Annotated in this window: 24 protein-coding genes and 1 tRNA gene; 17 read left to right on the forward strand and 8 right to left on the reverse strand. The window is 74.6% G+C overall.

From position 1 onward, the window contains the following. Positions 1–86 precede the first annotated feature (86 nt). Complete coding sequence (locus KPL57_RS36655; RefSeq protein ID WP_226355123.1) at positions 87–734, reverse strand: 5-formyltetrahydrofolate cyclo-ligase; 648 nt, start codon at positions 732–734, stop codon at positions 87–89. 36 nt (positions 735–770) lie between these two features. Between KPL57_RS36655 and KPL57_RS36660 the strand changes: the two genes are divergently transcribed. The 5 genes from KPL57_RS36660 (at position 771) to KPL57_RS36680 (ending at position 5,074) form a co-directional block, all read left to right on the forward strand. Continuing rightward, a complete protein-coding gene (locus tag KPL57_RS36660; protein WP_226355124.1) occupies positions 771–1,673 on the forward strand; it encodes a UTP--glucose-1-phosphate uridylyltransferase in 903 nt (300 codons plus the stop codon). 2 nt (positions 1,674–1,675) lie between these two features. Next, positions 1,676–2,896, forward strand: a complete 1,221-nt coding sequence (glp, locus tag KPL57_RS36665; RefSeq protein WP_226355125.1) for a gephyrin-like molybdotransferase Glp — start codon at positions 1,676–1,678, stop codon at positions 2,894–2,896. Positions 2,897–2,901: 5 nt separating this feature from the next. Next, complete coding sequence (locus KPL57_RS36670) at positions 2,902–3,567, forward strand: GNAT family N-acetyltransferase (protein ID WP_226355126.1); 666 nt, start codon at positions 2,902–2,904, stop codon at positions 3,565–3,567. A gap of 203 nt (positions 3,568–3,770) precedes the next feature. Further along, entirely contained in the window at positions 3,771–4,949 is a 1,179-nt protein-coding gene (gene glpR, locus KPL57_RS70595; RefSeq protein WP_308253073.1) for a gephyrin-like molybdotransferase receptor GlpR, read from the forward strand. 52 nt (positions 4,950–5,001) lie between these two features. Next, a tRNA-Ala gene (locus tag KPL57_RS36680) sits at positions 5,002–5,074 on the forward strand. Between the two features lie 65 nt (positions 5,075–5,139). Here KPL57_RS36680 and KPL57_RS36685 read toward each other — a convergent pair. Next, the gene (locus tag KPL57_RS36685) at positions 5,140–6,099 is read right to left on the reverse strand and encodes a hypothetical protein (protein WP_226355127.1); all 960 of its coding nucleotides are present in this window, start codon (positions 6,097–6,099) and stop codon (positions 5,140–5,142) included. A 256-nt stretch (positions 6,100–6,355) separates the two neighbouring features. Here KPL57_RS36685 and KPL57_RS36690 point away from each other — a divergent pair, with 256 nt between their 5' ends. From KPL57_RS36690 to KPL57_RS36705, 4 genes are all read left to right on the forward strand, one after another. Next, on the forward strand, positions 6,356–6,931 hold the full coding sequence (locus tag KPL57_RS36690; protein ID WP_226355128.1) for a TetR/AcrR family transcriptional regulator: 576 nt from the start codon (positions 6,356–6,358) through the stop codon (positions 6,929–6,931). Between the two features lie 38 nt (positions 6,932–6,969). Next, complete coding sequence (locus KPL57_RS36695; RefSeq protein WP_226355129.1) at positions 6,970–7,374, forward strand: hypothetical protein; 405 nt, start codon at positions 6,970–6,972, stop codon at positions 7,372–7,374. 66 nt (positions 7,375–7,440) lie between these two features. Beyond that, a complete protein-coding gene (locus KPL57_RS36700; protein WP_226355130.1) occupies positions 7,441–8,355 on the forward strand; it encodes a helix-turn-helix transcriptional regulator in 915 nt (304 codons plus the stop codon). 89 nt (positions 8,356–8,444) lie between these two features. Then, complete coding sequence (locus tag KPL57_RS36705; RefSeq protein WP_226355131.1) at positions 8,445–9,380, forward strand: ABC transporter substrate-binding protein; 936 nt, start codon at positions 8,445–8,447, stop codon at positions 9,378–9,380. Positions 9,381–9,384: 4 nt separating this feature from the next. On the opposite strand, the gene KPL57_RS36710 is transcribed toward KPL57_RS36705, so the two are convergent. From KPL57_RS36710 to KPL57_RS36720, 3 genes are all read right to left on the reverse strand, one after another. Continuing rightward, a complete protein-coding gene (locus tag KPL57_RS36710) occupies positions 9,385–10,275 on the reverse strand; it encodes a CopD family protein (RefSeq protein ID WP_226355132.1) in 891 nt (296 codons plus the stop codon). Positions 10,276–10,343: 68 nt separating this feature from the next. After that, positions 10,344–10,904, reverse strand: coding sequence for a copper resistance CopC family protein (locus KPL57_RS36715; protein ID WP_226355133.1), 561 nt, complete (start codon positions 10,902–10,904; stop codon positions 10,344–10,346). A 61-nt stretch (positions 10,905–10,965) separates the two neighbouring features. Then, positions 10,966–12,561 (reverse strand): dolichyl-phosphate-mannose--protein mannosyltransferase, encoded by a 1,596-nt coding sequence (locus tag KPL57_RS36720; protein ID WP_226355134.1) that lies wholly within the window; start codon positions 12,559–12,561, stop codon positions 10,966–10,968. A gap of 25 nt (positions 12,562–12,586) precedes the next feature. Here KPL57_RS36720 and rsmI point away from each other — a divergent pair, with 25 nt between their 5' ends. Then, on the forward strand, positions 12,587–13,462 hold the full coding sequence (gene rsmI / locus KPL57_RS36725) for a 16S rRNA (cytidine(1402)-2'-O)-methyltransferase (protein WP_226355135.1): 876 nt from the start codon (positions 12,587–12,589) through the stop codon (positions 13,460–13,462). A gap of 106 nt (positions 13,463–13,568) precedes the next feature. On the opposite strand, the gene KPL57_RS36730 is transcribed toward rsmI, so the two are convergent. Beyond that, positions 13,569–14,744 (reverse strand): cation:proton antiporter, encoded by a 1,176-nt coding sequence (locus KPL57_RS36730; RefSeq protein ID WP_226355136.1) that lies wholly within the window; start codon positions 14,742–14,744, stop codon positions 13,569–13,571. A gap of 16 nt (positions 14,745–14,760) precedes the next feature. Continuing rightward, the gene (locus KPL57_RS36735; protein WP_073577611.1) at positions 14,761–15,243 is read right to left on the reverse strand and encodes a cation:proton antiporter regulatory subunit; all 483 of its coding nucleotides are present in this window, start codon (positions 15,241–15,243) and stop codon (positions 14,761–14,763) included. A 95-nt stretch (positions 15,244–15,338) separates the two neighbouring features. Here KPL57_RS36735 and zwf point away from each other — a divergent pair, with 95 nt between their 5' ends. Then, positions 15,339–16,748: a glucose-6-phosphate dehydrogenase gene (gene zwf, locus KPL57_RS36740; RefSeq protein ID WP_226355137.1), complete on the forward strand. Its 1,410-nt coding sequence runs from the start codon at positions 15,339–15,341 to the stop codon at positions 16,746–16,748. Then, complete coding sequence (locus KPL57_RS36745; RefSeq protein WP_226355138.1) at positions 16,745–18,574, forward strand: glycoside hydrolase family 15 protein; 1,830 nt, start codon at positions 16,745–16,747, stop codon at positions 18,572–18,574. Before zwf ends, KPL57_RS36745 begins: the two co-directional genes overlap by 4 nt. 6 nt (positions 18,575–18,580) lie before the next feature. Here KPL57_RS36745 and KPL57_RS36750 read toward each other — a convergent pair whose 3' ends face one another. Then, positions 18,581–19,144 carry a TetR/AcrR family transcriptional regulator gene (locus KPL57_RS36750; RefSeq protein WP_226355139.1) on the reverse strand — a complete coding sequence of 188 codons (564 nt, stop codon included), beginning with the start codon at positions 19,142–19,144 and terminating at the stop codon, positions 18,581–18,583. Between the two features lie 113 nt (positions 19,145–19,257). Between KPL57_RS36750 and metG the strand changes: the two genes are divergently transcribed. The 5 genes from metG (at position 19,258) to KPL57_RS36780 (ending at position 25,826) form a co-directional block, all read left to right on the forward strand. Then, entirely contained in the window at positions 19,258–21,048 is a 1,791-nt protein-coding gene (metG, locus tag KPL57_RS36755; protein WP_226355140.1) for a methionine--tRNA ligase, read from the forward strand. Next, positions 21,045–21,878, forward strand: a complete 834-nt coding sequence (locus KPL57_RS36760; protein ID WP_226355141.1) for a TatD family hydrolase — start codon at positions 21,045–21,047, stop codon at positions 21,876–21,878. The genes metG and KPL57_RS36760 overlap by 4 nt, the downstream gene beginning before the upstream one ends. Positions 21,879–22,143: 265 nt before the next feature. Then, a complete protein-coding gene (locus KPL57_RS70600; RefSeq protein WP_308253074.1) occupies positions 22,144–23,043 on the forward strand; it encodes a resuscitation-promoting factor in 900 nt (299 codons plus the stop codon). Positions 23,044–23,170: 127 nt separating this feature from the next. After that, positions 23,171–24,043, forward strand: a complete 873-nt coding sequence (gene rsmA / locus KPL57_RS36775; protein ID WP_226356639.1) for a 16S rRNA (adenine(1518)-N(6)/adenine(1519)-N(6))-dimethyltransferase RsmA — start codon at positions 23,171–23,173, stop codon at positions 24,041–24,043. Between the two features lie 34 nt (positions 24,044–24,077). Further along, a complete protein-coding gene (locus tag KPL57_RS36780; protein WP_226355142.1) occupies positions 24,078–25,826 on the forward strand; it encodes a DHA2 family efflux MFS transporter permease subunit in 1,749 nt (582 codons plus the stop codon). The last annotated feature ends 527 nt before the right edge of the window (positions 25,827–26,353 follow it).

Raw genomic sequence — 26,353 nt, forward strand, 5'->3', positions numbered from 1 at the left:
GGCGGTGCCCGCCCGCGGGCTGGCACTCGGCGAGAGCGAGTGCCAGCATACTCCGAGGCAACGGTCGCTCCGACCCGTCCACACGGTCAGGGCGAGAGATGCACCACCCCGTCCCGGGGCAGGACGACCGCCCCCACCGCGACGTCGTGGTCCTCGGCCGGGACGTCGTCGAGCAGCTCGCCGTCGTGCAGCGGGACGACCAGCAGGGCGCCGGGCGCGGCGAGCGCGAGCGTCCGGTCGTAGAAGCCGCCGCCGCGGCCCAGGCGTCGCCCGCGCCGGTCGACGGCCAGCGCAGGCACCACGACCAGGCCGGCCGACGCGAGCGCGGCGGGCCCGAGCCGGGGACCGGTCGGCTCGACGACCCCGAGCGGCCCGGGGGCCAGGTCGTCCGGGCCGCGGTAGGCGGTCCAGTCCAGCGGTCCCGGCGCGTCCGGGACCACCGGGGCGAGAACCTCGTGACCGGCGGCGACCAGCGCGTCGGGCAGCGACGGCACGCCCGGTCCCGCCCCGCCGGGTTCGGTGCCGATCGGCAGGTAGCAGGCCACCGGGCCGGGCGTCTCGGCGGCGAGCGCGCACAGGTGCGCGGACAGCGCGGCGGTCGTCGCGGCCCGGTCGGCGACCGGGCGCCCGCGACGCTCCGCCAGCAGCGTGCGCCGCAGCGACCGCTTGGCGTCAGCGGCTCGTCCACCCTGATCAGGCGACGATCCACCCCTGTCCTCCGCGCGAGCCGTCACGGCTCCAGGCTAGAGCTGTGGCTAGGCTCGCCGACCATGAGCGTGCAGACGTCCAGCGGCACCGGGGCCTTCCGCACCGCCGTCGTCCCGGCGGCGGGTCTGGGCACCCGGTTCCTGCCGACGACCAAGGCCGTGCCGAAGGAGCTGCTCCCCGTCGTCGACACGCCCGGGATCGAGCTGGTCGCCGCGGAGGCCGCCGAGGCCGGCGCACAGCGGCTGCTGATCGTGACCTCCCCGGGCAAGGACTCGGTCGCGGCCTACTTCCGCACCGACGACGACCTGGTGAAGACCCTGGAGGGCCGCGGCAAGGGCGAGCTGGCGGACAAGGTCCGCCGCGCCCCCGGCCTGCTCGAGGTCGACTCGGTGTACCAGTACGAGCCCAAGGGCCTCGGCCACGCCGTCGCCCAGGCCGGCCCGGCACTGGCCGACGACGAGCAGGCCGTCGCCGTCCTGCTGCCCGACGACCTGGTCCTCCCGACCGGGGTCCTCGCCCGCATGGCGCAGGTCCGCGAGGAGCACGGCGGCAGCGTCCTCTGCGCCTTCGACGTGCCGCGCGAGCAGATCTCGGCCTACGGCGTCTTCGAGGTCTCCGACACCGGCGACGACGACGTCAAGCAGGTCCACGGGATGGTCGAGAAGCCTGCCCCGGACGAGGCTCCGTCGACCTTCGCCGCGGCCGGTCGCTACCTGCTCGACCGCGCGATCTTCGACGCGCTGGACCGGATCACCCCCGGCGCGGGCGGTGAGCTGCAGCTGACCGACGCCGTCGCGCTGCTGATCTCCGAGGGGCACCCGGTGCACGTCGTCGTGCACCGCGGCGGGCGCCACGACCTGGGCAACCCCGCCGGGTACGCGCGGGCCTACGTCGACTTCATGCTGCAGCACCCGGAGTACGGCGAGGACCTGCGGACCTGGCTGAACGAGCGACTGAAGGACTGAGAGTGCGCACGGTCACCGATCACCTGTCCCGGATCCTGGACGTGGCGGTGCGCCCGGCCCCGGTGCGCGTCGCGATCACCGACGCGCAGGGGCTGCGCAGCGCCGAGGAGGTCGTCGCGGCGCGTCCGCTGCCGGTCTTCGACCAGGCCGCGATCGACGGCTACGCGGTGCGCAGCGTCGACGTGGCCGGGGCCACCGACGCCTCCCCGGTCACCGTCCCGGTGGTGGGGGAGATCGTCGCCGGGTCCCGTCAGCCGCTGCGGCTGCAGCCCGGCCAGGCCGTCCGCGTCGCGGCGGGGGCGCCGCTGCCGACCCTCGCCGACGCCGTCGCGCCGCTGGGGTGGACCGACGGCGGCACCGCGCGCCTCACGATCCGGCGCGGCGTGCCGTCGGCCGGCTTCGTGCGCCGGGTGGGGGAGGACGTCCAGTCCGGTGACGTCGCCGTCCGCGAGGGCGACGTCGTCGGCTCGGCCCAGGTCGCGATGCTCGCCGCTGCGGGCCGGGACAAGCTGCTGGTGCACCCGCGGCCGCGGGTGTCGGTCGTCTCGGTCGGCGACGAGCTGGTGGAGGTGAGCCGCTCGGCGTCGTCCGGGCAGGTCGCCGACGTCTGCTCGCACGCCGTGGTCGCCGCCGCCCGCGAGGCGGGCGCGGAGACCAACCGGCCCCGCACCGTCGGCGGCAGCGCCGCGGAGATCCGTGGCGCCGTCGAGGACCTGCTGCCGGCGTCGGAGATCGTCGTGGTCTGCGGTGCGGGCGGCGGGACGACCGCGGCCGAGGCCAAGAGCGGGCTCGCCGACCTCGGTGGCATCGACGACACCCGCGTCGCGATGCACCCCGGTTCCGCGCAGGGCTACGGCCGGCTCGGCCCGGACGCCGTGCCGGTGTTCCTGTTCCCGTCGCACCCGGCGACCGCGCTGGTGCTGTTCGAGGTGTTCGTCCGGCCGCTGATCCGGCTGGCGCTGGGCCAGGAGCCGATGCGGCGCACCTGGACCGCCCGGCTGACCTCCCCGATCGTCTCCCCGGCCGGGCGCCGGTCCTACATCCCGGCGCGGCTGCTGCGCTCCGACGACGGCGGCGAGCTGCTCGCCCAGCCGCTCGGGGTGTCGGGCACCCACCTGCTGGCCGTGTTGTCCGAGGTCAACGCGCTGGCGGTCATCGACGAGGACGTGACCGAGATGACCGTCGGTGAGCACGTCGAGCTGGTTCCCCGCGGGCGGAACTGAGCCGCGTGCCGCCGTCCGCCGTCCCCGAACCGCCCGGCGGTCACCCCGGCTGGCCCGCCGTCCTCGGACCGCTGCGGGTGCGCGGGCACGAGGTGGGGCTGCGCCCGGTACGGCTGCGCGACGGCGGTGACTGGGCCCGGATCCGGGTGCGCGACGAGCACTTCCTGCGCCCCTGGGAGCCGACGACCTACGGCGGGTGGTCCCGCCGCAACTCCGGGGTGGAGTGGCCCGGCCGCTGGTGGCTGCTGCGCGGGGCCGCCCGGCGCGGGCTGTCGCTGCCGTTCGCGATCACCGTCGACGGCGCGATGGCCGGCCACGTCATGGTCGGCAACGTCGTGCGGGAGCCGCTGCTGTCGGGCTACGTCGGCTACTGGCTCGACTCGACCCTGGGCGGGCGCGGGATCACCACCGCGGCCGTCGCGCTCGTCCTGGACCACTGCTTCGGCCCGGTCCGGCTGCACCGGATCGAGGCCACGGTCCGCCCGGAGAACGTGGCCAGCATCGCCGTGCTCGCCCGGCTCGGGCTGCGCCGCGAGGGACTGCTGCAGCGCTACCTCGACGTCGACGGCGCCTGGCGCGACCACTACGCCTACGCGGTGACCGCCGAGGAGGTCCCGCCGGGTGGTTTCGCGGCCCGGCTGGTGCGGGACGGACGCGCCTCGCGGGCCTGACCCTGCGCAGCGCCCGCACCTCGTTCGATCACTCACCGGAGTCACACGTGTACCGCACGTCCCTGGTTTCGCACCGTCCGTCCGAGGGACCACGGCGCGTCGCGACCCGGGTGCGGACGTCCGCCCGATTACGGTGATCGGTGGTGGCGCGGATCGGGGCCGTTCCACCGGGTGGACTGCGCCGGTCGGGGGAGGAGGCAGCCGTGCCCAGCTCTCTGATCTTCGTGGGTCTGGTCGTGCTCTGGCTGCTGATCCTCGTTCCGACCGTCGCCCGGCGTCAGCAGGAAGTGGCCCGGCTCAGCCCGGCGCTGCTGTCCGGGCGGGTGCTGGAACGTCCCGCGCGGCATCGACACCCGGAGGTTCTTGTGACACAGCGATCCGGTCCGACCACGGTCGGCGAGCTGGCGGAGGCGCGGGACGACGTCCCCGCTCCCCGCGAGCGCTCCGACGAGGCCGACCACTACGCCTACGACGACGTCGAGGACACCGAGATCGACGACGAGGGCCGGGTCCGCGGCCCCGGGGGCGCCGACCACGACCTCGTCGACCACGACGACGACGTCGATCCCGACGAGCGGGTCCGGTCGGACCGGGAGCGCGACCCCCGGTCCGACGACGACCACGAGCCCGCCGGGCCCGTCGACGCCGACGACGAGCACGGGGCCGACGCCGACGGCCTCGACGAGGTCGACGAGATCGACGAGGAGGGCTGGTCCCGCCCGCCGGCCCGCTACCGCCCCGGCCGCGGGGGCTTCGACCCCGAGGCCGCCGCCGCGGCCGCGCACGCCAAGTACGCGTTCCGCCAGCGCGTCGTCCTCGGTCTGCTGGTCCTGCTGCTCGCCGCCGGTGCGGCCGCGCTGCTGGTCTCGACGGTGTTCTGGTGGGTCACCGGTGTCGTCGGCGCGGGCCTGGTCGGCTACCTGACCTACCTGCGCCGCCAGGTCCGCATCGAGGAGGGCATCCGGGCCCGCCGCGCCGCGCGCCTGGCCGGCACCCGGCAGTCCCCGGCCGCCGACGACCCCGAGCTCGACGAGTGGGCCCACCGCGGCCGCGACGCCTCCGCCGAGGAGCGGGCCGACGACGAGATCCGCGCGACCGCGGCCCCCGTCACCGCGGGCGCCGACGAGGACGACGACTGGACCGCCGACGACGGCGAGCCCACCCGGGTCCGCGGCACCGGCGAGCCGCTGGGTGTGCTCCCTGCCCGCGGCCGCACCGTCGAGGGACCCGTCGGGACCGAGCACGAGTCGTCGCTCCCGCGCCTCGCCGCGGCCCCGCCGCCGCCCGTCCCGGCCGGGACGTCGCTGGTCGACGTGGACGCCGAGGAGGAGCCCGACGAGTTCGACACGGGTACCCCCCACCGGCGTGCGGTGGGTGAATAGGGGTCTGTTAGGGTTCTTCAGGTCAGCCCGCGAGGGCGGGCCTGATACACCTGGGGCTGTAGCGCAGTTGGTAGCGCGTCTCGTTCGCATCGAGAAGGTCAGGGGTTCGATTCCCCTCAGCTCCACAGAACACGGCCGGACCCGTCGGGTCCGGCCGTTCGTCGTTGTGGGCCGGTCCCGTACGGGGGCGTCAGTCGATCACCAGGTCGTTGCCCGTGTCGTTGCCGCGTGGCGCGAGCAGGTCCAGGGCCTCGGGCCAGCTGATCACGCGGTCCATGGTCACCGGCATGGTGGGCGGGTCGGCGGCCATCCGTCGAGCGGCGAGCGCGGCGAGCACCCCGGTGGCGTGCGACTGGCCCTCGCCGGTCGCCCGCAGCGTCCGGCCGGTCCGGCGGTTCGTGGTGCTGAGGTGCCATCGGGACGACCCGAGATGCGGGGCACGCGCCAGGATCCCACGCAGCCGGGGCACGTGGGCGACGGCGGCCAGCGCCGCCGTCGCCACGGGTGAGCTGAGGGCGAGATAGGTCCTGATCTCCTGCTGGCGTGCCCTGCCGATCAGCACGTGGTCGGGGAAGTCGGCCCGCAGGTGACGACGGACGCGGCCGCCGGTCACCGGCGCCCGGCGCCAGGACCGCAGGTTGCGGACCGGTCCGGCCTCGGGGGCGGCATGGATCGTCGTGCCGAGGAGCCGGCTCGTCCACTCGACCGCGGCGGCGCCGTGCGCCTCGCCGGAGCCGAGCATCACCATGACGTCGATCGCGTCGCCCGGCCGGTCGGCCGTCGCGCTCGCCATGATCGTGCTCAGGCCCGGGACCAGGCCCGCGCCGAGGAGGACGCCCGCACCGTCGCCCGTCGCCCGTCGCCCGAGCCGTTCCAGGTACCGACCGGTGGCCGAGATCTCCACGAGCGGCGTCGCACCGACCCGGGCCGCCAGCTCGGGCCGTTCGACCCCGGAGGCGTTGACGACGACGTCCACGTCGGCGGCGACGCGGTGCAGCGCCGACAGGCCGTCGCCGCTGGAGAGGTCGATGGCGACACCGCCGTCCGGCCTGGTGCGGCCGGCGGGTACGGCGGTCTCCCCGGTCCTGCCGAGCTCGGCGACGACCGCCCGGCCGACGGCGCCCCGGGCGCCGAGCACCAGGGCCTTCATCGCCCGGCCTCGCCGTGTCGTCGTGCTCCGGTCGGCCGGACGGCGACACGGGCCGGCGCCGGAACCGTCGGCTCCGCCGGTGGGACGGGTGGGACGGCCGACCGCGCGGTCGCCGGGTGAGGAGGGACGGGGTGCACGGCGGTCTCCGGGCGGCTCGGTGGTGATGCGGGGTCGGCGACCCCAAACACCTGGTTGGAAACGAAGGTAGGAGGTCCGGTGGCAATCTGCAAACATCTGGTTGGAGTAGGGTCGTCGGATGGCGTGGGACACGGAGACCACCCGGCGCAAGCTGCTGGACGCCGGGGTGCGGCAGTTCGCCGCGCACGGTTGCGCCGGGGCCCGCATGGAGGCGATCGGCCGCGACGCCGGGGTCAACAAGGAGCGGGTCTACCGCTACTTCGGCGACAAGCAGGGCTTCTTCGCCGCCGTGCTGGCCCGCGAGCTGGGCACGATGCTGGAGGGCATCCAGGTGACGGCGTCCGGCCCCGACGCGGTGGGTGAGTTCGCCGGGCAGCTGTTCGACCGTTGTGCGGCCCGGCCGGAGCTGCCGCGGCTGCTGGCCTGGGAGAGCCTGGAGCTCGACCACACCGTCGCGATCGACCGGCGTCGCCCGTTGTGCGCCGGCCATGCAGGCCGGCTGTGCGACGCCCTGCCCGGGCTCGGGCGGTCGGCGGTCGAGCACCTGCTCCTGGCGGTGATCACCCAGATCGTCGGTACCTGGACACTCGGGAACATCGCCGAGTCCGTGATCCGGGCCGAGCCCGGCCTCGCGACACGACGTGCTCAGCTCGTCGGCGGGCTGACCGCCATGGCCCGCGGCCTCCTCCGGTGAGCGGCGCGGCGCGGGGTCGTGGGGGGCGGGATGTCGACGTGAGCCGTCCGCAGGCCCGAGTCCGCGCAGCCGTCCCCGCCGACGCCCGCGGCATCGCCGAGGTCTGCACCCGCGCCTACCGGGCCACCTACCGCGACCTGCTGCCGGAGGCGTTCGTCGACGACGTCGTCGCCCGCTTCTACGACGAGACGCGGGTCCGTTCCGAGATCGTCCCCGCCCCGCCGCACTGGCTCGGCTACGTGGTCGCCGAGGAGGCGGGCACGGTGGTCGGCGCGGCCGGTGGAGCGATCACCGCCGACGGCGTCGGCGAGCTCTACGTCCTCTACCGCGCCCGTGCCTTCGTCGAGCGCGACCGCGTGCCGATGCACACCTCCGCCGCGGACGACGACCTGTGGTCGCTGCGGATGCACCGGGGTATCGCGAGATCCTCTCGTCAATCGTGACGATCTTCGTGGAACGGCGCCCGCCCCGCCTGGCTCCCCGTGATCGCGCACCGGATACTCGTCCGGGTGACCGAATCCCCCGACGGTCGTCCCCTCGACTCCCCGGAACTGTTCTGCCGTGACTTCGCCGCGGTGCTCGACGCCCGCGGCGTGTCCGTCCGCGAGGCCGCCGAACGCTCGAACTGGAGCAAGAGCGCGATCGGCAACGCCCGCACCGGACCCCGCCTGCCCCGCGCCGACCTGGTGACGACGGTGCTCGCCGCCGTGGGCGTACCCGCGCCGGAGGTGCGGGAGTGGGCACGCCGGCACGCGGCGCTGGCCGCGGCCCCCGCGGCCCCCGCGTCGCCCACCACAGCTCCGGCGAGGCTCTCGGCGACCGTCTCCGCGGACGTCGCGGCACCGGCGACGGGAGCGCCCACGGCCCGGGACGCGACGGAGACCCCGCGAACAGGCGGGACGGAACCGGCGAGCGCTCCCGCCGGGGGGACGGAACCGACGGGCGCCGAGGAGCCGAAGGGGCGGACGGCGCGGGCGGTGGTCGTCGCCGTCCTGGCCACGGCCCTGGTCGCGGGCGGTGCCGGCTGGCTCGCCGCCCGGACGCTCGGAGCGCCGGCCGCGGCGTCGGCGGGGCCGGCCGTCGTCACGGTGCAGAACAAGGTCGCGCTCGGCGCGGAGGACCTCGTCGAGGACTCCGGGCCCGCCTACCTGTCGTCACGGGCGATCGCGTTCTGCGGTCCCCGGGGCTGCAAGGAGGACGGCACCGACGTCGTCAGCGGGGCGATGCTGCCCGCCACCTGCACGGTCGTCGGCGAGCGGATGTGGAACTACAACCTCGACTCGCCCGTCGCGCACAACCCGCACCGCGTCGAGTCCGAGCTCTGGTACCGCGTGACCTGGCCCGACGGGCGCTCCGGCTACCTGTCGGAGGTGTACCTGGAGCCGGGGTCCCGCGGCGGGCTCGGACTCCCGGCCTGCAGTTGATGTCACCCTCACGGCCTATTGATGAGCCTAACCTCACCTGATGGTCTACGACCGCGCCGGCGAAGGACGCCGCCGTGGAGGTGGCGACGATGGTGCGGGCACGACTGGTCGGACTGATCGCGACGGCGCTGGCCGTCGTCGTCCTGGCGGGGTGCGGTGGGGCTCCCGCGCCCGCCGCGGCACCCACCGGGGCGACGATCGAGCACCGCTACGGCACCACGACGGTCCCGGCGCAGGTCGAGCGGGTCGCGACGGTCGGCTGGAACGACCAGGACTTCGTGCTGGGGCTCGGGGTCGTCCCCGTCATGACCCGCTCCTGGTTCGACGCCTACTGGGGCTTCCCGTGGGTGCAGGCCGTGACGAAGGGCGCCGAGGTCCCGCAGTCCGGTGAGGACGGCATCGACCTGGAGGCCGTCGCCGCGAGCAGGCCGGACGTGATCATCGCGATCTACGAGGACATCGACGAGGACATGTACCGCAAGCTGTCCGCGATCGCCCCGACCGTCGTGCAGTCCGCGGCGTACCCGCCGGAGAAGACCCCGTGGGACGTGCAACTGCTCACCACGGGGAAGGCCATCGGCCGGGAGGACCTCGCCGAGCAGCGCGCCGCCCAGGTCCGCGACCGGATCGCCGCGGTCCGCGCCGCCCACCCGTCGTTCGCCGGGAAGGTGCTCGTCGAGGACTTCGGTCCGGAGAACGGCGGGCACTACCTGATCCCCGCCGGCGACCCGCGGCGCGCGCTGTTCGACGCGCTCGGCTTCGGGACGCAGGAGCACTCCGGCGACGTGAGCGAGGAGCGGCTGGACCTGCTCGACCGCGACGTGCTGTTCGTCAACGGCGCGACCGAGCAGCAGATGACGGCGTCGGTGCCGTTCGCCCGCCTCGGCGTCGTCCGCGAGGGCCGCACGCTCTACACGACGTTCAAGGACCCCCTGGGCGGCGCGCTGTCCTACGGCGGCCCGGACGCGCTGCTCTACGCGATCGACCAGCTGGAACCGCAGCTCGCCGCCGCGACGACCCGCTGACCGCTCAGGCGGTGTGGGTCAGGGTCGCGGCGACCCCGGTCGCCGCGACCAGCACGAGGACCTCCACCGCCGCCCACACCAGCACCGGCAGCCGCCCGGCGCGCAGCCGGACCCGCGTCGCGCCGCCCAGCGCGGCGGCGCAGGCCAGCAGCACGACCTTGGTGAGGACGACCGCGCCGTAGGCCGTCGTGACCAGGTCGGTGGGCGAGGACAGCCGCGCGGTGGCGGCGAGCAGCCCGGTCACCCCCAGCACGACGACGGCGGCGAGCGCGAGCCGGGAGAACCGGGGCACCGCGACGGCGCGCACGTCGGCGTCGCGGGCGGCGACCAGCAGCGCGCCGAGCCCGCCCACCCACAGCAGCGCCGCCGCGACGTGGGCGACGACCGCCGGCACCGCGTACACCGCGACCGTCGACGCCGCGGTGTGCCCGGTCGCCGCGGGCGCCGCCGCCGCGACGACGACCACCACCAGCGCCAGCACCGCGGGCCCGGGACCGGCACCCGGCCGGGCCGGCCGCGACCCGGCGACGCCGACCAGCACGAGCACCGCGGCCAGCGCCACCAGCTGGCCGGTCCCGGCACGCGGACCGGTCAGGAACTCCAGCAGGTCCGGGCCACGCACGTCGGCGAGCCCGCGCCCGGACACGACCGCGCCCCGGACGAACGTCTCGACCAGCAGCACCCCGAGCCAGAGCGGCGCGACGGTCGTCAGGACCCGGTCGGCGCCGGGCACCCGGTCGGGCGCGAGCAGCGCGACCAGCGCCGCACCCGCCGCGACGACCGCGGCCAGGTCCGCCGCGGCCCGCACGACGGTCTGGGCCAGGTCGAGCGCGACGCCGTCCGGCCCGATGCCACCGGTGACCCCGGCGACGACGACCGCGGCCCCCACCAGCACCGCAACCCACCCGGCGACCGCGGGCGCGGGCTCGCGGACCCGGTGCCCGGGCGGGGCGTCGTCGATCGTCAGGCCTTCGACCGGCGCAGCGCGAACGCCACCCCGGCCCCGATGACGACGACGGCGACCACGATCCACGGCCACACCGGCGCCCCTCCGTCGTCGGAGGACGCGGTGGGGGTGGTCTGCGGGGCTGTGGTGGGTGCGGCGGACGGCGCGGCCGCCGCGGAGGTCGCCGCGGCCGCACCCGGCCCGGGGGAGGCCAGGGTGAACGGCACCGTGCCCGAGACGGGGTGGCCGTCGTCGGAGACCACCCGGTAGGTGACCGTGTACGCGCCGGCCGCACCGAGCGGGCGCAGCGGCACGGTGAGGGTGTCGCCGTCGCCGGTGGCGGGACCCGCCGCGTAGTCGGTGCCGCCGGGGCCGGTCACCGAGACGGTGGCGTCGGCGGCCGCGATGTCCTCGGAGAACGTCAGCGACACCGACGTCGGCGCGGTGCCGACCTGCGAGTTCGCGGCGGGACTGCTGGACTCGAGCTCGGTGTGCGCCCAGGCCGGTGCGGCCCCGGCGACGAGGGCGAGGAGCACGGCGGGGAGGGCGACCGCGAGGCGGCGGAGAACGGGGCTCACGCCGGGTCGGTCGTCGCACCGCCCGCCGGAGTTCCGGACGTCACCCGGACGGAGCAGCTCCTCAGCGCCAGGACGGCAGCCACAGCTCGGCCTGCCAGTGCGCCGCGGTGATCGGGTCGCCGACCAGGATCGGCCACAGCCACACGAAGTTGACCCCGATCAGCGCCACCCACGTCGCGACGACGAGCAGCCCGTTGCGGCGCCGGCGCGCGCTCATCCGCGAGTGGCCCAGCATCTGCCCCATCGCCAGCACGACGGCCAGGACCAGGAACGGCACCACCGGCATCATGTAGAAGAAGTACATCTGCCGGTCGATGTTGAAGAACCACGGGACGAACCCGGCGGCGTAGCCGACGAGCACCGCCGTCCACCGCCAGTCGACCCGGGTCACCGCCCGCCACAGCCCCCAGAGCAGCACCGGGATCGCCGGCCACCACAGCGCCGGGGTGCCGATCAGCATCACCGCGGAGACGCAGTCGGTCTCCCCGCAGCCGGTCGCGTCGTCGGCGTAACGGTAGAGCATCGGCCGCAGCCCCATCGGCCAGGTCCAGGGCTTGGACTCCCACGGGTGCGCCCCGGCGGACTGGGTCGTCAGGTTCTCGTGGAAGGCGAGGACCTGACCGTGGTAGTACCAGAGCGACCGCAGCGCGTCGGGCACCCAGGCGAACGCCCCGCCGGTGCCGATCTCCCGGCCCACCTCGTGGCGGTCGATGCCGGTCTCGCTGCCGAACCACGCCCACCAGGACCCGACGTAGGTCAGCACCGGGATCAGGACGAGCGCCCACAGCGCGGGGGCGACGTCGCGCACCATCGTCCCCACCCACGGCCGGGCGACCCCGGCGCGGCGGCGCACCGAGACGTCCCACAGCACGCACAGCAGCCCGAACGCGGCGATGTAGTAGACGCCGTTCCACTTCACCGCACACGCCAGGCCGAGCGAGACGCCCGCGGTCAGCCGCCACCAGCGCACCCCCCAGCGCGGGCCCCACACGGTGTCGCCGACCCGCCCCTGCGCGACGACGCGTGCCATCCGGTCGCGGACGTCGTCGCGGTCGGCGAGCAGCGCGGCGAACGCGCCCACCACGAACAGCGCGGAGAAGACGTCGAGCATCCCCATCCGCGACTGCACGTGCGACAGCCCGTCGGCGCACAGCAGCAGCCCGGCGAGCCCGCCCAGCGCCGTCGAGCGGGTCAGGCGCCGTCCGGCCCGCACGACGAGCAGCACGGTGAGCACCCCGGCCAGCGCGGCCGAGACCCGCCAGCCGACGCCGTCGTAGCCGAAGACCATCTGGCCCAGCGCGATCAGCTGTTTCGCCAGCGGCGGGTGGACGATCTTCTCGTAGCCGGGGTTGCTCTCCACCCCGCCGTTGCGGACCATGTCCCAGGCCTGCGGGACGTAGTGCTTCTCGTCGAACACGGGCGTGCCGCGGTCGGTGGGCTCGCCCAGGTCGTAGAACCGCAGCAGCGCCGCGACGAGCACCACGCCCGCGGTGACCAGCCAGCCCAGCAGCCGGTCCGACGGCGGCGGCGCGCCGAGCCGCGCGGCCGGGCCGGGATCGGCGCGGCGCAGCGGTGGCGGGGTGCCCCGCGGGGTCAGACCGGGTTCGGGTGCCGCTCCGGCGACCCGGCTCCCGGCATCGGCGCTCGTGGTGGCCATCGCGTCCGATCGTAGGCTGGCCGACGTGACTCCCGCCCCCGACTCCACGCCCGACACGGCCACGACGACCGGTCGCCTGGTCCTGGCCGCGACCCCGCTGGGCGACCCGCGGGACGCCTCGCCGCGGCTGCGGGAGCTCATCGCCACCGCCGACGTCATCGCCGCCGAGGACACCCGCCGGTTCCGGACCCTCGCCGCGGCGCTTCCGGTCACCTACACCGGCCGCATCGTCAGCCACTACGACGCCGTCGAGGCCGAGCGGCTGCCCGGCCTGCTGTCCGCGGTCCGCGACGGCGCGACCGTGCTGGTCGTGTCCGACGCCGGCATGCCCGCCGTGTCCGACCCGGGCTACCGGCTCGTCGCCGCGGCCGCCGCGGAGGACCTCCCGGTCACCTGCGCGCCCGGCCCGTCCGCGGTGACCACGGCGCTGGTCCTGTCCGGCCTGCCGTGCGAGCGGTTCTGCTTCGACGGCTTCCCGCCGCGCCGCTCCGGCGAGCGCCGCCGGTGGCTGGAGACCCTGCGCGACGAGCGCCGCGCCGTGGTGTTCTTCGAGTCACCGCGGCGGACCGCGGACACCCTCGCCGACGCCGTCGCGGTGCTGGGGGAGTCCCGCCGTGCCGCGGTGTGCCGGGAGCTGACCAAGACCCACGAGCAGGTCGTGCGCGGCACCCTGGCCGAGCTGCACGCCTGGGCCACCTCCGGCGACGTGCTCGGCGAGGTGACCGTGGTGCTGGCCGGCGCCGAGGCCCGGGAGGCGCCGCCGGTGGAGTCGCTGGTCGACGCCGTCCGGGAGCGCACCGACGACGGCGAGCGTCTCAAGGACGCCGTCGCCGCCGTGGCCGAGGCCGCCGGGGTGCCCAAGCGCGACCTCTACAACGCGACCCTCGCCGCCCGGGACTGACGCCGCACCCCGCGCGCGGTCGCCGCACCTGTCGCGGCGGGTGCGACGGCCTCCGGTGGGGTGCGACAGCGGGCCGGGCCGGGCCCGGGCGGGCCGGGCCGGGCGGTCAGGCGGTCGCGGGGGTGCGCGTCGGCAGGGCCCGCATGGCCGGCTCGACGTAGCGGGCGGCGATCGGGCCCAGCACCGCCATGATCAGCACGTACGCCGTGGCCAGCGCGGACAGCTCGGCGGGGACGGCCGCGTAGCCGACGGCCAGCCCGGCGATCACGATCGAGAACTCGCCGCGGGCGACGAGTGCGGCCCCGGCGCGGGCCCGGCCCATCCGCCCGATCCGTGCGCGCTTCGCCGCCCACCAGCCCGTCGCGTACTTGGTCGCGGCCGTCGACACGGCGAGCACCAGCGCCCAGCCGAGCACCGGCGGGATGGCCCGCGGGTCGGTCGACAGCCCGAACACCACGAAGAACACCGCGGCGAACAGGTCCCGCAGCGGCTCCAGCAGCTTCGTCGCGTTCTCCGCGGTCGACCCGGAGATCGCGATGCCCAGCAGGAACGCGCCCACCGCGGCGGACACCTGCATGGCCTGGGCGAACCCGGCGACCAGCAGCGCGGCGCCGAGCACCTTGAGCAGGAACACCTCGCGGTCGTCGGAGTCGACGACGGCCGAGACGTAGCGGCCGTAGCGCAGCGCCACGACCAGCACCACCGAGATCACCGCGAGCGACACCGCGACCGCACTGATCCCGCCCCACAGCGTCACGCCGAGCAGCAGTGCCGTGAGGATCGGCAGGTAGAGCGCCATCACCAGGTCCTCGAAGACCAGCACCGACAGCACCACCGGGGTCTCCCGGTTGCCGAGCCGGCCCAGGTCCGACAGCACCTTCGCGACGATCCCGGAGGAGGAGATGTAGGTGACCCCGCCCAGCACCATCGCCCCGACCGCGCCCCAGCCCAGGATCAGCGCGACGGCGACGCCGGGCGCGGCGTTGAGCACGATGTCCACGATCCCGGCCGTCCAGGACCGGCGCAGCCCCGTGACCAGCTCGACCGCGGAGTACTCGAGCCCGAGCAGCAGGAGCAGCAGGACGACGCCGACCTCGCCGGCCAGCGAGGTGAAGTCGCCGATGTCGCCCAGCGGGATGACGCCGCCCGCGCCGAACGCGAGGCCGCCGAGCAGGTAGAGCGGGATGGGGGACAGGCCGATCCGCTGGGCGAGCCTGCCGAGCAGGCCGAGCCCGAAGAAGACGGCGCCGAGTTCGAGCAGTTCGAGTGCGGTGTGGTCCACGACTACCGGGGCGGCCTCAGCCGCGCGCGAGGATGTCGGCGGCCTGCTCCAGCTTCTCGGCCGTCCCGACGGCGATCACGATGTCCCCGGCGGCCAGCACGTGGTCCGGCGTCGGCGACGGGATCACCTGGCCCGCGCGCATGATCGCGACCACCGACACCTGGGTGCGGGTGCGCAGCGCGGTGTCGCCGAGCGGGCGGCCGTCGAACGGGCTGTTGAGCTTGATCGGCATCTTGCGGGTGGTGATGCCCGGGAGGTCCGCGTGCTCGTCCTTGAGCTGGTTGACCAGCTGCGGGGCGCCGAGCAGGTTCGCCAGGGCGCCCGCCTCCTCGGTGGTCAGCGGCAGCTCCGCGACGCAGGCGTCCGGGTCGTCGGCACGGGAGAGGATCAGGTCGATCTTCCCGTCGCGGTGCGCGATGACCCCGACCCGGCGGCCGCTGCGCAGCTCGATCTCCTTCCGCACCCCGATCCCGGGCAGCGGCGTCACGTCGACGTTCACCCCTGCAACGGTACGCCGCGCACACCGGCCGTCGGAAACACGCTCGTGACCGGCGCCGCCGAATGGCGGGGGCCGCCCGGGGGTAGCCGGGGATCATGCCTTCGGACCTGCCCCCGCACGTGATCGTGCTGTTCGGCGCCACCGGCGACCTGGCGAAGCGCAAGCTCTTCCCGGGTCTGCTCCACCTGCAGAACGAGGGTCTGCTCCCCGAGGACTTCCGGGTCATCGGGTCCGGCCGGCACTCGCCCGGCTCCGACGACGAGTTCCGCGACCGCATCCGCGGCGCCCTGTCCGACGACACCGGCTGGGACGACTTCGCGCCGCGGCTGAGCTTCGTCGTCTCCGACGCCGACGACGGCGCCGACCTCGCCGACGCGGTGCGGCGCGCGGAGAAGGACCTCGGCTCCGACGACGTGCGCCGGCTCGTCTACCTCTCCGTGCCGCCGACCGCGATGACCCCGATGGTCGCGATGCTGGGGGAGACCGGCATCGCCGAGCGCTCCCGGCTGGTGCTGGAGAAGCCGTTCGGCACCGACCTGGAGTCCGCGAAGGAGCTCAACGCGGGCCTGAAGGACGTCTACGACGAGGCCGACATCTTCCGCATCGACCACTTTCTCGGCAAGGAGTCGGTGCAGAACATCCTCGCGCTGCGCTTCGCCAACGGGCTGTTCGAGCCGGTGTGGAACCGCCAGAACATCCGCTACGTGCAGATCGACGTCCCCGAGGAGATCGGGATCGAGGGCCGGGCGTCGTTCATGGAGTCCACCGGAACGTTCCGCGACATGATCTCCACGCACCTGTTCCAGATCCTCGGGTTCGTCGCCCTGGAGCCGCCGTACGCGATCGCGCCGGACGCGCTGCACGCGGAGAAGGCGAAGGTGTTCCACTCGATCCGGCCGCTCGACCCGTCGCGGGTGGTGTTCGGCCAGTACGCCTCCTACCGCGACGAGGAGGGCGTCGCCGACGACTCGGAGTCCGAGACGTTCGTCGCGCTGGAGACCTACGTCGACAACTGGCGCTGGTTCGGCGTCCCGTTCTTCCTGCGCACCGGCAAGGCGATGGGCGCGACCCGGCGCACCGTGACGATCGGCTTCGACGAGCCGGCGCTGACCATGTTCCCGGGCGGGTCGTTCACGGGCGACGCCCACGACGGGCCGCCCACCGAGCTCGTCATCGAGCTGGCCGACCAGGTGTCGGCCGAGCTCGACGTCCGCGCGAAGGTCCCCGGCCCGGAGCTCAAGGTCGGCCGCGGCCGGATGCGGCTGGACCTCGACAGCGTCGGCGACCCCGACGACGCCCTGGAGGCCTACGAGCGGCTGCTCCTGGACGTCATGAAGGGCGACCGCACGCTGTTCACCACCACCGAGGAGGTCGAGCGGCTCTGGGAGCTGTGCGACCCGGTGCTCGCCGACCCGCCGCGGACGCAGACCTACTCCGACGGGTCCTGGGGCCCGCAGGACGCGCTCGACCTGCCCGGCCCGCGCGGCTGGCGGGTGCCGGAGTGAGCCCCTCGCGCAGCGAGCGCTACCTCCCGATCGCCGAACACGGGATCATCGGCGACCTGCGCTCCGCGGCACTCGTCGGGACCGACGGCACCGTCGACTGGTTCTGCCCGGGCCGGTTCGACGCGCCCAGCGTGTTCGCCTCGCTGCTCGACGCCGACCGCGGCGGGCACTGGCGGCTCGCGCCGTGCGTCGACGAGACCGAGCTCGCCAGCCAGCAGCAGTTCTACTACCCCGACTCCAACATCCTCATCACCCGCTTCCTCACCGCCGACGGCATCGTCGAGGTGCAGGACCTCATGGTGGTGCTGCGCCCGCACGACCCCGACCACCGCCAGCGGCTCGTCCGCCGGGTCACCGGGGTCCGCGGGGCGGTGCCGATGACCGTCGAGGTGGTCCCGCGACCCGACTACGCCCGGGAGACCCCGAAGGTCGAGAGCGCGGGCGCCGGCATCCGGTTCACCGGCAGCGGTGTCACCCTGGACCTGACGTCGTCGGTGGAGCTGGAGATCACCGACCACGCCGCGGGCGCGGAGTTCCGTACCGCCGAGGGGCGCACCGAGGTGTTCGTGCTGGAGGTGGACGCCACCGGGGAGCCCACCACCTGCGACGACGCCGCGGAGGCCCTGTTCACCGGGACCGTCGCGTTCTGGAAGGACTGGCTGGCGCACTCGTCGTACACCGGGCGGTGGCGCGAGCGCGTCCACCGTTCCGCGCTCACCCTCAAGCTGCTCACCCACGAGCCGACCGGTGCGGTGATCGCGTCGCCGACGATGGGGCTGCCCGAGCAGCTGGGCGGCGAGCGGAACTGGGACTACCGCTACGTCTGGATGCGCGACGCCGCGTTCACCCTCTACGCGCTGCTGCGGCTCGGGTTCACCGAGGAGGCGGGCGCGTTCATCGGCTGGCTGTCGGGCCGGTTCGGGACACGGCAGGAGGGGGCGCAGGGCCCGCTGCGCGTCATGTACACGATCGACGGCGACGAGACCCCCGACGAGGTCGAGCTCGACCACCTCGACGGCTACCGCGGCTCGCGCCCGGTGCTGGCCGGCAACGGCGCGTCGTCGCAGCTCCAGCTCGACATCTACGGCGAGATCATCGACTCGGTCTACCTGTACGACAAGTACGGCGACGGCGTCGGCCACGAGGACTGGACGAACCTCTGCACCATCCTCGACTGGCTGCGCGAGCACTGGGACTCCCCGGACGAGGGCATCTGGGAGACCCGGGCGGGCCGCCAGGACCACGTGTTCTCCCGGCTCATGTGCTGGGTCGCGGTCGAGCGGATGATCCGGATGGCGCGCCGGCGCGGGCTGCCCGGCGACGTCGGGGCCTGGACCACCACCCGCGACGAGATCTACCACCAGATCATGGACCGCGGCTGGGACCCCGACGTGCCGCCGCGCGGGTCGTTCGTGCAGCGCTACGGCGCGACCACGCTGGACGCCTCGGTGCTGCTCATGCCGATGGTGAAGTTCTGCGCGCCCACCGAACCGCGGTTCCTGGCGACCCTGGATGCGATCAACGACGACCTCGTCGTCGACACCCTGGTGTTCCGCTACGACGTCGAGGACTCGCCGGACGGTCTCGACGGCGAGGAGGGCACGTTCTCGATGTGCTCGTTCTGGAACGTCGAGGCGATGACCAGGGCCGGACGCCTGGAACAGGCGCGGATCGCGCTGGAGAAGATGTTCTCCTACGGCAACCACCTGGGTCTCTACGCCGAGGAGATCGGCCTGACCGGGGAGCAGCTGGGCAACTTCCCGCAGGCCTTCACCCACCTGTCGCTGATCAGCTCCGCGATCAACCTGGACCGGGCGCTGGGATGAGGCCGCTCAGCGGGTGAACAGGCAGGACTCGTAGAGCCGGACCCCGTGGCCCAGGGCCTGCTCCCGGGTCACGGGGCTCTCCGGGTCCAGCCAGGCCAGCACGATCTCGCCCATCCCGCCGAGGCAGAAGTGCCCGGCGACGCGCAGGTCGTCGGGCTCGATCCGGCTGTCGACGGCGCCGCTGACCATCAGCTCGGCGAAGCCGCGGTTGGCGCTGCGGCGGCGTGCGACGAGCTCGGGGCAGCCGATCGCGTCGACCAGCACGACGACGCGTCGCGGGTCGGCGGCGACGTCGTCGAACCAGGCGGTCAGCGCGGCCCGGATCCGGGCCGCCGGGTTCGCGGCGGCGGCCTGGACCGCGGCCATCGTCGTGGCGGCGCGCTCGTCGACGATGTGGTCGAACACCGCGCAGCCCAGCTCGACACCGGAGCCGAACTCGTCGGCCCCGGTCGCGGGCAGCCCGGCCCGTTCCGCGGCCGAGAAGGGGTCGATGGCGGGCCAGCCGCCGTCCGCCCACTGCTGCAGGGCCGCGTCGAGGAGGGCCTCGCGGTCCCGTTCACCCCGGTCCATGGGCGCCACTATGACACCAGTAGGGGGAACGACACCCATCTCCGGGAGCTATCCCCATCTTTGGTGATGTGCCGCCGCAGAACGTGATGGCGACGGTGAATACGCTGGAGGGCATGAGCAAAGCCGTGCTGACCGCCGTGGCGTGGCCCTACGCCAACGGCCCCCGGCACATCGGCCACGTGTCCGGCTTCGGTGTGCCCTCCGACGTGTTCGCCCGGTACCGGCGGATGGCGGGGGACCGGGTGCTGATGGTGTCCGGCACCGACGAGCACGGCACCCCGATCCAGGTCCAGGCCGACGCCGAGGGACTGACCCCGCGCCAGCTCGCCGACAAGTACAACGGCGTGATCACCGACGACCTGCAGGGTCTCGGGCTGAGTTACGACCTGTTCACCCGGACCACGACGTCGAACCACTACCGCGTCGTGCAGGACATGTTCACCGCGCTGTACAAGAACGGATACGTCGTCCCGAAGACGCAGCTGGGCGCGATCAGCCCGTCCACCGGCCGCACCCTGCCCGACCGCTACATCGAGGGCACCTGCCCGATCTGCGGCTACGACGGCGCCCGCGGCGACCAGTGCGACAACTGCGGCAACCAGCTCGACCCGGCCGACCTCAAGAACCCGCGCTCGCGGATCAACGGGGAGACGCCGAAGTTCGTCGAGACCGAGCACTTCTTCCTCGACCTGCCCGCCTTCTCCGAGGCGCTCGGGAGCTGGCTGTCGACCCGCACCGACTGGCGCCCCAACGTGCTCAAGTTCTCCGCCAACCTGGTGGAGAACCTCAAGCCGCGCGCCATCACCCGGGACCTGGAGTGGGGCGTGCCCGTCCCGCTCGACGTCTGGTCGGACAACCCGCTCAAGAAGATCTACGTCTGGTTCGACGCCGTCATCGGCTACCTGTCCGCCTCGGTGGAATGGGCCCGTCGCGGCCCGGACCCGGACGCGTGGAAGCAGTGGTGGACCGACCCGGCCGCCGAGGCCTTCTACTTCATGGGCAAGGACAACATCACCTTCCACTCGGTGATGTGGCCGGCGATCCTGCTCGGGCAGAACGGCGCGGGCGACCGCGGCGGCGAGCCCGGCCCGTACGGGACGCTCGACCTGCCCAGCGAGGTCGTGTCCTCGGAGTACCTGACGATGAGCGGGTCGAAGTTCTCGACCAGCCGCGGCACCGTCATCTACGTCGGGGACTTCCTGCGCGAGTTCGGGCCGGACGCGCTGCGCTACCACATCGCCGTCGCCGGGCCGGAGAACCAGGACGTCGACTTCACCTGGGACGAGTTCGTCCGCCGGGTCAACTTCGAGCTGGCCAACGAGTGGGGCAACCTGGTCAACCGGTCCATCTCGATGGCCCACAAGAACGTGGGCGCGATCCCGACGCCGACGGCGCCGCAGCAGGCCGACGCCGAGCTGCTCGCGTACTCGCGGGCCGGGTTCGACACCGTCGGCGGGCTGCTCGCGCGGAACCGGTTCAAGCAGGCCGCGGGTGAGGCGATGCGAGTGGTCACCGCCGCGAACCGGTACCTGTCCGACCAGGAGCCGTGGAAGCGCAAGGACGACCCGGAGCGCCGGGACACGATCCTGCACACCGCGCTGCAGGTCGTGCAGGACGCCAACACCCTGCTCACCCCGTTCCTGCCGCACGCCGCGCAGAAGGTGCACGAGGCGCTCGGCGGCACCGGGGTGTGGGCCGCGCAGCCGGAGAAGACGACCGTCGACGACCTCGGCGATGGCCCCGCCTACCCGGTCCTCACCGGCGACTACGCCGCCGAGCAGGCCCACTGGGGGTCGACGCCGATCGAGGTGGGGCGCCCACTGGCCAAGCCGTCGCCGATCATCGCCAAGCTCGCGCCCGAGCTGGGGGAGACCGGGCCGGAGTGGGCCCCGGTCCAGAAGTGAGCGGACACGGCCGCCGGCCGCGCCCCGAGCCGCCGGAGCCGCTCGCCGCGCCGACGATCGACAGCCACACCCACCTCGACGCGTGCGGCTGCGAGACCGACGCCGACGTCGTCGCCGCGATGGACCGGGCGGCGGCGGTCGGCGTCGTCGGTGCGGTCACCATCGCCGACGACCTCGACGGCGCCCGGTTCGCCGTGCGCGCCGCGCACGCCGACGACCGGGTGTGGGCGGCCGTCGCGCTGCACCCCACCCGGACGGCACGGGTGCCGGCCGCCGACCTCGCCGAGATCGAGCGGCTGGCCGCCGACGACCGCGTCGTGTCGATCGGCGAGACCGGCCTGGACTACTACTGGGACCACAGCCCGCCCGCCGCGCAGCAGGACGCGTTCCGCTGGCACATCGGGCTGGCCAAGCGCACCGGCAAGCCGCTGATGATCCACGACCGGGACGCCCACGACGACGTCCTGCGCATCCTCCGCGAGGAGGGCGCCCCGGACACCGTGGTCTTCCACTGCTTCTCCGGCGACGCCGCGATGGCCCGGGAGTGCGCCGACGCCGGGTACGTCCTGTCCTTCGCCGGCCCGGTCACCTTCACGAAGAACGACGAGCTGCGCGCCGCCGCGGCGCTGGTGCCCGCCGGGCAGTACCTCGTGGAGACCGACGCGCCGTTCCTCACCCCGCACCCGCACCGCGGCCGGGCCAACGAGCCCTACGTGCTGCCGTGGACCGTGCGGGGGATCGCCGCGACCCGCGGGGAGTCCGAAGCCCTGGTCGCCGAGACGGCCCGCCGTAACGCCGAACGGATCTTCCGGCTGCGCACAACCGATTGACGCCGTCCGCCGTGACGAGTGGCGGGGTTGTCGTCACTCACCGTCGATCACCGTCCGCTCGTCGCCACGCGCGCGTCGGAAACGCTGCGCCGGGTCACGGTCCGCTAACGTCCCTCGTCGTACCCGCCGGGACGGGGTCGCTCCCCCGACCCGCGGGACGACGACCGGTCCGCTCCCCAGCGACGGTTCCGCTCCCCGGCACCGCGCCGGTCGTCGTTCCCGCAGGTCATGGCTCCTTCCCGGACAGCCGAGCCCCCGGGAAGTCATGTCTTCGCGTCACGCCGCACCGCTCGCCGACGACGAGCTCACGCGACCGCTCCCCGTCATCGCGCCCGCCGGTCTCGCCGGCGACGAGGCCGGGTACGTCACCTACGAGGGCCGTCACCGCACCGCCGGTGCCCGCTCCCGGGCCGGGGTCCGGACCGCCGCCGCGGCCGCGCTGTTCTCGGTCCCGACCGGTGGCCTCGCCGCCGCGGTGCTCACCGCCCCGGCCGAGCAGCCCGCCCAGGAGCTCCAGGCCGGGCTCGCCGCGAACGCCACCGACCTCGGCACGGCGTCGATGAGCCTCGACCGGGCCTCCTCGCCCGCCTCGTTCGCCCCGGTCGCCGCCCCGACCACCGGCTCGGACATCGTAAACGCCCAGATCGTCGAGTCGCAGAAGCTCCCGGTGCCGGAGCAGGAGGTGCAGGACCCGTCGCTCGACGAGGGCACCCGCACCGTCGTCGACCCGGGCCGCGAGGGCGCCCGCAGCATCATCTGGCGGGTCACCTACGACCAGGGCCGCGAGGTCGCCCGCGAGCGCGTCGGCGCCGGTCAGGACACCCCGGCCACCCCGCGCGTGGTGAAGGTCGGCACCAAGAAGAAGGTCGAGGAGATCATCGCGAAGGCGAAGTCCTCGGCGCCCGCCGTCTCCAACGGCGCGACCTGGGACAAGCTGGCCAAGTGCGAGTCCGGCGGCGACTGGAACATCAACACCGGCAACGGCTACCAGGGCGGGCTGCAGTTCAACAAGCAGACCTGGCAGGCCTACGGCGGCGGGCAGTACGCCCCGACCGCGGACCAGGCCTCCCGCGAGGAGCAGATCGCGGTCGCCGAGAAGGTCAAGGACGACCGCGGCGGCTACAGCGCCTGGCCGTCCTGCTCCTCCAAGCTCGGCCTGAGCTGATCCCGCACGCACCCCGCCCGGGGTGCCCGGCGAGAATGGTGCCGTGAGCGACCACGGGACCGACGGCGGCCGGAGCCGGAGCATCGACGCCGACGGCGACGGGAGCCGGACCACCGCCACCGCCCGCCTGCTGGGCCCGGCCGACGTCCGGGTCCTGGCCGAGCGGCTCGGTCTGCGCCCCACCAAGAAGCTCGGCCAGAACTTCGTCCACGACGCCAACACCGTCCGCCGGATCGTGAAGTCCGCCGGCGTCGACGGCGACGACGTCGTCCTCGAGGTCGGCCCCGGTCTCGGCTCGCTCACCCTGGCGCTGCTGCCGGTCGCGGCCCGGGTGCACGTCGTCGAGATCGACCCGGTGCTGGCCGGGCTGCTTCCCGACACCGTCGCCGAGCGCGCCCCCGAGCTGGCCGGGCGCCTCACCGTGACCGGTGCCGACGCCATGCGGGTCGGCGCGGACCGGCTCGCGACCGACGCCGGGCCCGGTGCGGCGCCGCCCACCGCGATCGTCGCGAACCTGCCCTACAACGTCGCGGTGCCGGTGATCCTGCACCTGCTCGCCGAGCTGCCGTCGCTGCGGACCGGGCTGGTCATGGTGCAGGCCGAGGTCGCCGACCGGCTCGCCGCCGGACCCGGCTCGCGCGAGTACGGCGCCCCCAGCGCCAAGCTCGCCTGGTACGCCGCCGCCCGCCGCGCCGGGCCGGTGCCGCGCGCGGTGTTCTGGCCGGTCCCCGGCGTCGACTCCGGGCTGCTGGCGTTCACCCGGCACGACCCGCCCGCCGACGCCGACCGGGCGGCGACCTTCGCGGTCGTCGACGCAGCCTTCGCCCAGCGCCGCAAGGTGCTGCGGGGAGCCCTGTCGGGCTGGGCCGGCTCGGCCGCGGCGGCCGAACAGGCCCTGCGCGCCGCGGGGGTCGACCCCACCGCCCGCGCCGAGACCCTGGCGGTGTCCGACTTCGCCCGGATCGCCCGGAACCGCCCGGCGGGGCCCCCTCCCGCCTGACCGGACCGTGCCGGGGGCGGCGCATGATGGCGTGGTGACGCGGTCGAGGGAACAGGTGGTCAGCGCCGACGGGACGAACCCGTGGCCCGCGCTGTGGGCGCTGGTGATCGGGTTCTTCATGATCCTGGTCGACGCCACGATCGTCACCGTCGCGACGCCCGCGCTGCTGACCTCGCTGGACGCCGACGTCAACTCCGTGGTCTGGGTGACCAGCGCCTACCTGCTCGCCTACGTCGTCCCGCTGCTGGTCACCGGGCGGCTGGGGGACCGGTTCGGGCCCAAGCGCGTCTACCTGTGCGGGCTCGCAGTGTTCACCCTGGCCTCGCTGTGGTGCGGGCTCACGACGACCGTCGGCGCCCTGATCGTCGCGCGGGTCGCCCAGGGCTTCGGCGCCGCGATGATGACGCCGCAGACCATGGCCGTCATCACCCGGACCTTCCCGGCGGCCCAGCGCGGGCGCGCGATGAGCCTGTGGGGCGCCGTCGCCGGCGTCGCGACGCTCACCGGGCCGATCGTCGGCGGGCTCCTCGTCGGCGGCCTCGGCTGGGAGTGGATCTTCTTCGTGAACGTCCCGGTCGGGGTGATCGCCTTCGTCGCCGCCTGGCGGCTGGTGCCCTCGCTCGAGACCTCGCGTCGCCGGTTCGACGTCGTCGGCGTGGTGCTGTCCGCCGCGGGCATGTTCCTGCTGGTCTTCGGCATCCAGGAGGGCCAGAAGTTCGGCTGGAGCGCCGGGATCTGGGCGCTGATCGGCAGCGGCGTCGTCGTGCTGGTCGCGTTCGTGTGGTGGCAGCGGGTCACCACCAGCGAGCCGCTGGTCACGCTGCGCCTGTTCCGGGACCGCAACTTCTCGCTGGCCAACATCGCGATCTGCACCGTCGGCTTCGCGATCACCGCGCAGGGCTTCCCGCTGATGATCTACGCGCAGAGCGTGCGCGGCTTCACCCCGACCCAGGCCGCACTGCTGCTCGCGCCACTGGCGATCTTCTCCGGCGCGCTCGCCCCGTACACCGGGCGGCTGACCGACCGCGTGCACCCGCGGCTGATCGGCGGCTTCGGGATGTCGACGTTCGTCATCGCGCTGGCCTGGCTGGCGTGGGTGATGGGCCCGGACACCCCGGTCTGGCAGCTGCTGCTGCCGCTCACCCTGCTCGGCATCTCCAACTCCTGCGTCTGGGCGCCGATCTCCACCAGCGCCACCCGCAACCTGCCGATGGACCAGGCCGGATCCGGGTCGGGCGTCTACAACACGACCCGTCAGGTCGGCGCGGTGCTCGGCAGCGCGGGCATCGCGGTGCTCATGGAGTCGCGGATCGCCGCACTCGTCCCGGGCGCGTCGGCGACCGGCGGCTCCCCGGAGGTCGCCGCGACCGGCGGCCCGCTGCCCGAGGCGCTGCGCGACCCCTTCGCGACGGCGATGGCCCAGTCGATGCTGCTGCCCGCGGCCGTGCTGGTGATCGGGTTCGTGGCCGTCGCCTGCTTCGCGACGCCGCGCCACCTGGTCGAGCGCCGCGCAGCCGCAGCGAGCTCCACCGCCCCGGACTCCGGCACCGCCGCGGACTCCGGCAGCGCCCCGGTGTCCGGTCCCGCCCCGGTGTCCGGCTCCGCCCCGGTGTCCGGTGCGGCCCCGGTGTCCGGCGCCCCCGCCGGTTCCGGCTCTGCCGCGTCCCCCGTCTCCGCAGCGTCTCCCGTGCCCGCCGCGTCGCCGCCCGTGTCCCCGGCCGCTCCGGTGCCCGGCCGCCCCGGCCCCGGCCCCGGCGACGCGACCGACCGGTCCGCCGGCTGAGTCCTCCCGCGGGTCATCGGTCGCCCGGAAAACCTTCATGCGGTGAACCGTTTCTGGAGAAGGGACGGTCCCGCGGCGAGGTAGAGGGCCGATGGGTCGCGCCGCGTCGCGTCGGGCCCGGCCCGGCCGGGCCGCGCGGGGCCGGGCCGCGCGGGGCCGGGCCGCGCGGGGTCGGGCCGCGCGGGGTCGGGCCGCGCGGGGTCGGGCCGCGCGGGGTCGGGCCGCGTCGGCGGGTAGTGGGTCCGCGGTGCCCTGCTGCGCGACAACCCTTCACGCCATGAACGGTTTTCCGGCAGGGACACCGTGGGCGGAGCCCGTCGGCCCAATCGGCTGGTCACCCCGGCCGAGTCGGTGGGCCCCGGTGGAGGGCCACAGCCCCGGGGGAGGTCCGGCCCGGGGAGGTCCAGCCCCGGGGGAGGGGCAGCCCGGGGAGGTCCAGCCCCGGGGGGAAGGCCAGCCCGGGAAGGTCCAGCCCGGGGGAGAGCCTGCCCCGGAGGAAGGTCGGCCCGGGGAGGGGCAGTCGCGGG

The sequence above is a fragment of the Pseudonocardia sp. ICBG601 genome, from assembly GCF_020496245.1.

What these genes read in the sequence shown, in the direction of transcription:
- KPL57_RS36660 (WP_226355124.1), top strand. Translation starts at nt 771, where the DNA reads ATGAGCGTGCAGACGTCCAGCGGCACCGGGGCCTTCCGCACCGCCGTC.
- KPL57_RS36685 (WP_226355127.1), bottom strand. Translation starts at nt 6,099, where the DNA reads ATGAAGGCCCTGGTGCTCGGCGCCCGGGGCGCCGTCGGCCGGGCGGTC.
- KPL57_RS36690 (WP_226355128.1), top strand. Translation starts at nt 6,356, where the DNA reads ATGGCGTGGGACACGGAGACCACCCGGCGCAAGCTGCTGGACGCCGGG.
- KPL57_RS36705 (WP_226355131.1), top strand. Translation starts at nt 8,445, where the DNA reads ATGGTGCGGGCACGACTGGTCGGACTGATCGCGACGGCGCTGGCCGTC.
- KPL57_RS36720 (WP_226355134.1), bottom strand. Translation starts at nt 12,561, where the DNA reads ATGGCCACCACGAGCGCCGATGCCGGGAGCCGGGTCGCCGGAGCGGCA.
- zwf (WP_226355137.1), top strand. Translation starts at nt 15,339, where the DNA reads ATGCCTTCGGACCTGCCCCCGCACGTGATCGTGCTGTTCGGCGCCACC.
- KPL57_RS36750 (WP_226355139.1), bottom strand. Translation starts at nt 19,144, where the DNA reads ATGGACCGGGGTGAACGGGACCGCGAGGCCCTCCTCGACGCGGCCCTG.
- metG (WP_226355140.1), top strand. Translation starts at nt 19,258, where the DNA reads ATGAGCAAAGCCGTGCTGACCGCCGTGGCGTGGCCCTACGCCAACGGC.
- KPL57_RS70600 (WP_308253074.1), top strand. Translation starts at nt 22,144, where the DNA reads ATGTCTTCGCGTCACGCCGCACCGCTCGCCGACGACGAGCTCACGCGA.